This window comes from Pseudomonas sp. 18175 (assembly GCF_050432925.1).
Lineage (GTDB): Bacteria > Pseudomonadota > Gammaproteobacteria > Pseudomonadales > Pseudomonadaceae > Aquipseudomonas.
Window position 1 is genome coordinate 1 of record NZ_JBKFTO010000041.1, and the last position, 8,779, is coordinate 8,779.

Genomic DNA, 8,779 nt, shown 5'->3' on the forward strand with positions numbered 1-8,779 from the left:
GGTTCAGTCACAGTTGTGTTAACTGACACACCGCATTCGCGAGCAAGCCCGCTCCCACATTTGATCTCCAGTGGTCTTTTGTGCGGCGGTGAGTCAGTCCCTCATGCTCACCTGCAACCGCGCAATCGCCTGGGCATGCAACTGACACACCCGCGACTCACTCACCTCCAGCACCACGCCAATCTCCCGCAAATTCAGCTTTTCGTGGTGACACAACGCAAGCAGCAGCCGCTCCCGGGCGGGCAGGGCGTCGATGGCGCGGGTGAGGTTGGCGCGGTTGCGGTCGTTGAGCAGTTCGGCGAACGGGGTTTGCAGGCGTGAGCTGGAACCTTCGCTGTGTTCTTCGTCGATGTCGTCGAAGGGCAGCATCTGGCTGCCGTTGGTGTCGTCGAGCACCTTCTGGTATTCGGTGAGGGTCAGGCCCATGGCCGAGGCCACTTCGCGTTCCTTGGCCGGGCGGCCCAGGCTTTGTTCCACGCGGTGCATGGCATCTTCCACCGCCCGCGCATTGCGTCGCACACTGCGTGGCACCCAGTCGCGGGTGCGCAGCTCATCAATCATCGCCCCGCGAATACGCTGGGAAGCGAAGGTGGCGAAGGTTGCGCCGACACTCAGGTCATAGCGGGTCATGGCATCGAGCAGGCCGATGCTACCGGCCTGGATCAAGTCGTCCAGCTCGATATTGGCGGGCAGCCGGGTCTTTAACCCCAGTGCCTGGCGCCGGACCATGGGTAGGTACTGCTGCAGCACTTCTTGCTGGTTAATCTTGCCCTGTGCCGTATACATGGTGCGCGCCTGCGAAAGACAAAAAATCCACGGGATTATTACTGGTGGGGTTACTGGATTAAGCGCAGAACAGCTGTGTGCCCAGTCACATGTTCCCTGCTTAGCCCAATGTGATCTGATTGAAATGAACCCTGCCAAACAACACAGAACCCCTGTGGGAGCGGGCTTGCTCGCGAAAGCGGTGTGTCAGCTCGCACATCTAAAACTGACCCAACGCATTCGCGAGCAAGCNTGTGTGCCCAGTCACATGTTCCCTGCTTAGCCCAATGTGATCTGATTGAAATGAACCCTGCCAAACAACACAGAACCCCTGTGGGAGCGGGCTTGCTCGCGAAAGCGGTGTGTCAGCTCGCACATCTAAAACTGACCCAACGCATTCGCGAGCAAGCCCGCTCCCACATTAGGTCTCGTTGATTAGGAGTAAGCGCATGGCCAGATACCGTTGGGCGGCTTCGCGCAAATTATTGAGCAGACCTGCTTGGGGCAAGCCGGCATGCAGCGCCAAGACTTGAGTTGGTCCGGCACGCAGCGAACTCAGATGATTGAACGCCCGCCGAAACCCATCGAGGTCACTGCCCACCCAAATCCCCCAGCGCGATTGCGCGTGGTCGCGCTGATATTTATCCACAGGCTGCACGCGCCAACGCGTCGGGTCACCGACCCAACGCTGTCCTTGGCAGTGCCAGCGCTCCAGCGTCTCTTGGGCCAAAACAGCTTCCTGCGCAGTGCCCAGCAGCATCAACGTGCGGTGATTGAGTTGGGCCCATTGGCGCAACCCCGCCGCCTGGTCATGCATGCTCGAAGCTGCCGACCACGGCGGACAAGTGCAGCAAACCTTCAAGAATGTCCCCTGCATGCCCGCGTGGTTTTTTCGGCAGCAGCCCCAGCAGTTGCGCCCGCGCCTGGAATGCCCAGTCTTCACGGGACTGGGACAGGCGCACGGCGCTGGCGGCAAGGCCCGCGGCCAGGTAGTGGCGCGGTTCGGCGTGCAGGTGCGGGTGCAGGTCGAGCAACAGGGTTGAGCCGCGTGCGGTCAGGCTGGCCAGTTCGGTCTGTTGCATTTGGTGCAGCAGTTCGGCGGCTTGTTCGTTCAGGTCGTGCTGTTCTTCGACCAGCCAATAGCGTTGGCCCAAGTGTTGGCCGCTGTGGCTGTCTTGCAGGGTGGCGAACCAGGCGCGCACGGCGGCGCCTTTGAACGTCACCGGCAAGTGGCTCAGGCTCATGCGCGCGTGGCGGTTGCGGTAGCGCAGTTCACGTACGCCAAAGGTTTGGGCCTGTTTGGCGAGGGTGCCGAGTGGGTGGCGCTCAGTGTTATGCACCGCCCGATGGCCAGCCTTGGCTGGGGTGACCCCTGTTGTGGATAACGGCGTTGGCGGCTCGCTGAGAAAACCGTCCCAACACGCTTGCGGCTGGGCCATCAACGGCCAGACCTGCGCCAATAAGGCAAAGCCCTCGACGTGGGTGATCAGGCTGTCGCGCAGCGCGAACACCGCCTTGCGCTGCCCCAACAGCCCGCGCACCAGTGCATCCAGATGTGGGCGGGTCACCTTACTGGGCGCCGCTGCAAACCGCGACGGCCGGGAGATATCCACAGCCTGCTGCAACACCGTCGAATTGCCCGGCAGTTGCAAATCCTCCGGCACTTGCTGGCCCACCGACAGATAGTTCAGGCGCAGCCCGTGACGCATCACCGTCTCCAGCACCGGCCCCATGCGCGCCGCTTCGTCGCACTTGCTGATGATGCAGTCGTCCAGCCTGCAACCGGCGGCGTGGGCGGCGTCGCGGTAGGTGTGCACCACTTCGTCGAGGGTGTCGCCGTGGCTGGCGGCGTTGAGCACCAGCATCAGGCGTACACCGCTCAGTTGCTGGATATGGCTGAGCAGGCGTTGATCGCGCTGGCTCATGCCCACGGTGTCGATGATCACCAGACGTTTGCCGGCCAACTGGTTCAACAGCGGAGCCAGGGTTGCCTGCGGCCCAAGAGCATGCAGTTCGACGCCGAGCAACCCAGTATAGATATTCAATTGTTCATGGGCGCCGACCCGAAAGCTGTCGGTGGTCACCAGCGCCACGTTGTCCGGGCCATGGCGCATCACATAACGCGCCGCCAGCTTGGCGGTGGTGGTGGTTTTGCCCACACCGGTGGGGCCGACCAGGGCGATCACCGTGGGCGCCTTGAACAGCTCGCTTTCATCGGCCAATTGGCTGAGGTGGCTGTCGAGGCGGTTCATCAACCAGGCTTTGAGGCGGGCCGGTGTGGCATCGGGCAATTGCGCCGGCCCACGGCCGAGCAGCTCTTCACTGAACGTGTTGCTAAAACCCGCCTCCAGCAGCCATTCCAGCAGCGGCGGGGGGCTCGGGGCGTCTTCGCCCTGGGCCATGATCTCCACGCCGTCATCGGTCATGCGGCTGGACAAGATCAACGCATCTTCCCCGAGGGCCGCCCGCACCTGGTTCATGGCATCGCGGCTGTTGGCGCCGACAAAGCGTTGCGCACTCACTTGGGTTTGCCTCCGATCACGTTAGTCATGCGCAGGGTGCGGTCGTCAGGGATCTCACTGAGGGCGATCACCGTGAGCTGGCGCAAACGCCGACGCAGGAAGCGCGACAACACCGGCCGCAGCTTATTGGGCACCACCAACACCGGCGGCTCGCTGCTGTGTTCCTGGCGTTGCAGGGTCAAGGTGGTTTGTTGCATCAGGTTGTCCGCCAGGCTTGGCTCCAGCGCGCCGCCGTTGCCCACCGCTTGCATCAGCACTTGTTCGAGGTTGAAGTCCAGGCCGATCACTTTGAGTTCGGTCTTGTTGCCGAACAGTTGGTTGACGATGGAGCGACCCAGGGCGATGCGCACCACGGCGGTCAGCTCCTGCACATCCGGCGGTTGCTGTACGCCGCCGTGTTCGGCGAGGGCATCGAGGATGGTGCGCATGTCGCGGATCGACACGTTCTCTTCCAGCAGGTTTTGCAGCACCCGCTGAAGCACCGTGAGCGACACCAGCTTGGGCACCACTTCGTCGATCAGGCCCTTGCTGTCGGGGCCGAGCTTGTCCAGCAGCTTCTGCACTTCGCCACGGCCGAGCATGTCTTTGGCGTGCTGGTGAAGCAGGTGGTTGAGGTGGGTGGCGGTGACCGTGCTGGCGTCGACCACGGTGTAGCCGTAGATCTGCCCGTGTTCACGCAGGTTGGGTTCGATCCAGATCGCTGGCAGACCGAACGCCGGGTCTACCGCAGCGGTGCCTTCCAACTCATGGGTGACTTTGCCGGGGTTGATCGCCAGCCACTTGCCGGGGAACACCTCGCCACGGCCGATCTCCACACCCTTGAGGCTGATGATGTAGGTATTGGCGGCCAGCTCCAGCTTGTCGCGCACATGCACCACCGGCGGCAGAAAGCCCATGTCCTGGGCGAATTTTTTGCGCAGGCTCTTGATGCGGGTGATCAGCTCGCCTTGCTGGCGCGCGTCCACCAGTTGGATCAGCCGATGGCCGACCCGCAGGCTGAGGGTGTCGACCAACTGCACATCGTCCCACGAAGCTTCGCTGCCTTGGGAGGCGGATTTGGGCAACAGCGTCTGGGTGGGCGAGCCTTCCGGCTCCAGCTCTTCCTGTTTGGAAAACCACCAGCCTAACCCCGCCAACAGCCCGGTGAGCAGCAAAAACACCAGGTTCGGCATACCCGGCACCAGGCCCAGCAGGCCCATGACCCCGGCGGTCATCATCAGCACCTTGGGGCGGCTGAACAGCTGGCCCATCATCTGCTGGCCCACGTCCTGCTCGGTGTTGACGCGGGACACGGTCACGCCCGCGGCAATCGAAATCACCAGCCCCGGGATCTGCGCCACCAAACCATCGCCGATGGTGAGCATGGTGTAGGTGTGCGCCGCGTCCGAAAACGCCATGCCGTGTTGCAGGATGCCGATGGCCAGGCCGCCGATGATGCACACGCCCATGATCACCAAACCCGCCACGGCGTCACCGCGCACGAACTTGCTGGCGCCGTCCATGGAGCCGAAAAAGTCGGCTTCCTGGGCCACTTCCTTGCGGCGCTGGCGGGCTTGCGGTTCGCCGATCAGGCCAGCGTTGAGGTCGGCGTCGATTGCCATTTGCTTGCCGGGCATCGAGTCGAGGGTGAAGCGCGCGCCCACTTCGGCGATACGCCCGGCGCCCTTGGTGATCACCATGAAGTTGATGGTCACCAGAATCAGGAACAGCGCCAGGCCCACGGCAAAGTTGCCGCCCACCAGGAACTCACCGAAGGCCTCGATCACCTTGCCCGCCGCATCCGCGCCGGTGTGGCCTTCCATCAGAATCACCCGGGTCGACGCCACGTTCAGCGACAGGCGCAACAAGGTGGTAAACAGCAGCACCGAGGGGAACGCCGAGAAATCCAGGGGCTTTTGCGTGAGCATGCTGACCATCAACACCATGATCGCCAGGGCAATGTTGAAGGTAAACAACAGGTCGAGGATGAAGGTGGGCAGCGGCAGAATCATCATCGACAAGATGAGCACGATCAGCACGGGGCCGGTCATGACCTTCAAGTCGGTGTTGGCCAGCCAAGAGTCGGGGCCGAATAAATCGGTCATGCCTTTCATGTGTTCGGTTCATCCTCAGGTGTCGGGTTGCGCGGGCCACGCTGGTCCATGCCGGGCGGTACGTTCAGGTTGACCGGGGTGGGCGGCAGGTCGCCGCCTTGTTCGCCGACGCGCTTGAGGCGGATGGCCCAGGCGACGACTTCGGCGACCACGGTGTACAGCTCAAGGGGGATTTCACGGTCGAGGTCGACGTGGAAATACAAGGCCCGCGCCAGCGGTGGGGCCTCGAGAATCGGCAAGTTATGCTCAGTGGCGATCTCGCGGATGCGCAGGGCCACGTCATCGGCACCCTTGGCGACCACGCGGGGCGCGCCGTTTTTTTCTTTCTGGTACGACAAAGCCACGGCGAAGTGGCTGGGGTTGGTCACGATCACATCGGCCTTGGGTACCTTGCTCATCATGCGGCGGCGTGCGCGGGCCTGTTGCACCTGGCGGATCTTGGCTTTGATATGCGGGTCGCCATCGGAATTCTTGTGTTCCTGGCGTTGCTCCTCTTTGGACATGCGCAGGTTCTTGGCATAGGTCCACAGCTGGTAGGGCACGTCCATGCCCACCACGATAATCAGCGAGGCCACGCACATCGCACAGGCGCTGGCGGTGAGGCTCATCATCGCGGCCAGGGCCTTTTGCGCGGGCATGTGGGGCAGGGTCAGCAATTGGTCGAGATGGCTGCGCAGGAAGGTATAAATAACCAGGCCGATCAAGCTCGCCTTGGCAATCGCCTTGGCCAATTCCACCAGCACCTGCACCGAGAACAACCGCGCCAGCCCGCTCATGGGGTTGACCCGCGAGAACTGCGGGCGCACGGCGTTGAGGGTGATCACCAGCCCGCCAAGCAACGCGGGTGCGGCGAGGGCGGCCATGACCATCAGCGCAAAAAACGGCGCCAGGGCCAGCAGCGCGGTCTGGGCCAGGGTCCACAGGGTGCTGAGCATGCGCGCGGTGTCGAACAGTTGGGCGCGGTCGAACAGCAACGCCTGTTCCATCACCTGGCCCAGCTCGTCATACAGATGGCCGCCGAGCAGCCACAGCCCGCCGATGCCGCCCAGCAGCATGACGAAGGTGTTCATTTCGCGGGAACGGGCGACTTGGCCTTCTTCGCGGGCCTTCTCTATTCGTCGCGGGGTCGCCGCTTCGGTCTTGTCTTCTCTGCTGGTCTCGGCCATGGCCGGTATTGTGCGTAGACGCCAGGGCGGGCGATTGCGCGAACATCACCCACAATCCCCCGCTATTCCCCGCACCTGTGGCAAGGGAGCTTGTTGTGGAGAGGGGGCTTGTTGTGGGGGGGGGGGGGGGGGGGGGGGGGGGGGGGGGGGGGGGGGGGGGGGGGGGGGGGGGGGGGGGGGGGGGGGGGGGGGGGGGGGGGGGGGGGGGGGGGGGGGGGGGGGGGGGGGGGGGGGGGGGGGGGGGGGGGGGGGGGGGGGGGGGGGGGGGGGGGGGGGGGGGGGGGGGGGGGGGGGGGGGGGGGGGGGGGGGGGGGGGGGGGGGGGGGGGGGGGGGGGGGGGGGGGGGGGGGGGGGGGGGGGGGGGGGNCAAAATGCGCTCGGCCACGCGCTTGTCGAGCACGATGATCTCGATACGCCGGTTGGCCGCGTCATACGGCCCGGCACCGTGGAAGCGAATACGGTCGGCCATGCCCGACACCCGCAACAGCTTGTCGGAATCCAGCCCACCGGCCACCAGTTCCTGGCGCGAGGCCTTGGCGCGGTCGGCAGACAAATCCCAGTTGTTGTAGCCCGCATCACCGCCAGGGTAGGGGTGGCTGTCGGTGTGGCCGCTGATCTGGATGCGGTTGGGCAATTCGTTGAGCACCGGGGCGAAGGTCTTGAGCAGCTTGCGCAGGTACGGCGCCACATTGGCGCTGCCCAGTTCGAACATCGGGCGCTTGTCGGTATCCAGCAGTTGCACGCGCAGGCCTTCGGGGCTCAGTTCAATCGCGATCTGCTGCTTGAGCTCACGCAGCTGCGGGTCGCGGTCCACGGCGTTGTCCAAGCGTTGCTTGAGGGATTCGAGGTGGCGCCGTTCTTCGCCGGACAGGCGCGGGGTGTAGCGTATTTTTTCACCTTCGGTGGTGCGCGGGTCCGGGCCGCCACCGGGGATGGCGCTGGCGCTGTTGGCGTTGCGATCACCTTTGCTCATGGCTGCCAGCAGTGGGGTGCTGAAGTACTCGGCAATCGCGTCCTTGTCGTTTTTGCTGGCGTTGGACAGCACCCACAACACCAGGAACAGCGCCATCAAAGCGGTCATGAAGTCGGCGAAGGCGATCTTCCAGGCACCCCCGTGGTGGCCGTGCTTGGCGGCTTTTTTGCGGCGGATGATGATCGGGCGGTCGCTCATGCGCCGCTGCCGCGTACGTAGGTTTCCAGCTCCAGGGCGCCGGGGCGTTCACTGGTGTGCAAGGCCTTGCGGCCGAACTCCACCGCCAGTTGCGGCGGCAAGCCTTGCACACTGGCCAAGAGCGTGACGCGGATGCACTGCAGCATCTTCACAGACTCGGCGGCCTGGCGGTCGATACGACTGGCCAGCGGTGCGACGAGCCCGTAGGCCAGGTAAATGCCGAGGAATGTGCCGACCAGCGCGTGGGCAATCATCTGGCCCATCAAATCCGGCCCAACGTTCACCGCACTCAACGCCTTGACCACCCCCATCACCGCCGCGACGATGCCGAATGCTGGCAGGGCATCGCTGACTTTATAGAGGGCGTCGGACGGCAGGTTCGCTTCATGTTCGAAGCCCTCGATCTCGTGCAGCATCAGCTCGTCCAGCTCATGGGCCTGCATGGCGCTGCTCACCAGCAGGCGCAGGTAATCGGTGATAAACAGGATGATCAGCGGGTCGCTGACCAGGCGGGGGTATTGGGTAAAAATCGGGCTTTGCGTGGGGTCGTCGATATCCCGCTCCAGGCTCAGCATGCCTTCGCGACGGGCCTTGCTGAGCAGGGCATAGAGCATGCCCATCAATTCCAGGTACAGGGTTTTGTCGTACTTGGCGCTGCGCTTGAAGCGCGAAATGGCGGTGAGGGTGGCGCGGATGGCCTTGCCGTTATTGGCGGCGATAAAGGCCCCGACACCGGCACCGGCGATCATCAGCAATTCGGTGGGCTGGTACAGCGGGCCAAGGCTGCCACCGGACAGGACGAAGCCACCGAACACGGAAAGCAGTACAACGATAAGCCCGGAGACGATGAGCACGTGGTCGTTCCTTAGATTCAAGCAATGGGTGACTTGCTGAATATCGGCAACGGCGGGGGGGCAATTGAGGGCTTTTTTTGGACGGGGGAATTCAAGGCGACGCAAATCAAATGTGGGAGCGGGGGGGGGGGGGGGGGGGGGGGGGGGGGGGGGGGGGGGGGGGGGGGGGGGGGGGGGGGGGGGGGGGGGGGGGGGGGGGGGGGGGGGG

General features: G+C 64.2%; 7 protein-coding genes. All 7 read right to left on the bottom strand.

Features of this window, described 5'->3' with window-relative positions:
* Window positions 1–93: 93 nt before the first annotated feature.
* On the bottom strand, window positions 94–786 hold the full coding sequence (locus tag ACLD1Y_RS30930; protein ID WP_122512439.1) for an RNA polymerase sigma factor FliA: 693 nt from the start codon (window positions 784–786) through the stop codon (window positions 94–96).
* 400 nt (window positions 787–1,186) lie between these two features.
* Window positions 1,187–1,582, bottom strand: a complete 396-nt coding sequence (locus ACLD1Y_RS30935; protein WP_429481436.1) for a hypothetical protein — start codon at window positions 1,580–1,582, stop codon at window positions 1,187–1,189.
* The gene (locus tag ACLD1Y_RS30940) at window positions 1,575–3,287 is read right to left on the bottom strand and encodes a flagellar biosynthesis protein FlhF (RefSeq protein ID WP_429481437.1); all 1,713 of its coding nucleotides are present in this window, start codon (window positions 3,285–3,287) and stop codon (window positions 1,575–1,577) included. Before ACLD1Y_RS30940 ends, ACLD1Y_RS30935 begins: the two co-directional genes overlap by 8 nt.
* The gene (gene flhA / locus ACLD1Y_RS30945; RefSeq protein WP_194939077.1) at window positions 3,284–5,380 is read right to left on the bottom strand and encodes a flagellar biosynthesis protein FlhA; all 2,097 of its coding nucleotides are present in this window, start codon (window positions 5,378–5,380) and stop codon (window positions 3,284–3,286) included. Before flhA ends, ACLD1Y_RS30940 begins: the two co-directional genes overlap by 4 nt.
* Complete coding sequence (flhB, locus tag ACLD1Y_RS30950; protein ID WP_429481465.1) at window positions 5,377–6,495, bottom strand: flagellar biosynthesis protein FlhB; 1,119 nt, start codon at window positions 6,493–6,495, stop codon at window positions 5,377–5,379. Before flhB ends, flhA begins: the two co-directional genes overlap by 4 nt.
* The gene (gene motB / locus ACLD1Y_RS30955) at window positions 6,383–7,717 is read right to left on the bottom strand and encodes a flagellar motor protein MotB (protein ID WP_429481438.1); all 1,335 of its coding nucleotides are present in this window, start codon (window positions 7,715–7,717) and stop codon (window positions 6,383–6,385) included. The genes flhB and motB overlap by 113 nt, the downstream gene beginning before the upstream one ends.
* Window positions 7,714–8,571 (bottom strand): flagellar motor stator protein MotA, encoded by an 858-nt coding sequence (motA, locus tag ACLD1Y_RS30960; protein ID WP_429481439.1) that lies wholly within the window; start codon window positions 8,569–8,571, stop codon window positions 7,714–7,716. Before motA ends, motB begins: the two co-directional genes overlap by 4 nt.
* Window positions 8,572–8,779: the final 208 nt, after the last annotated feature.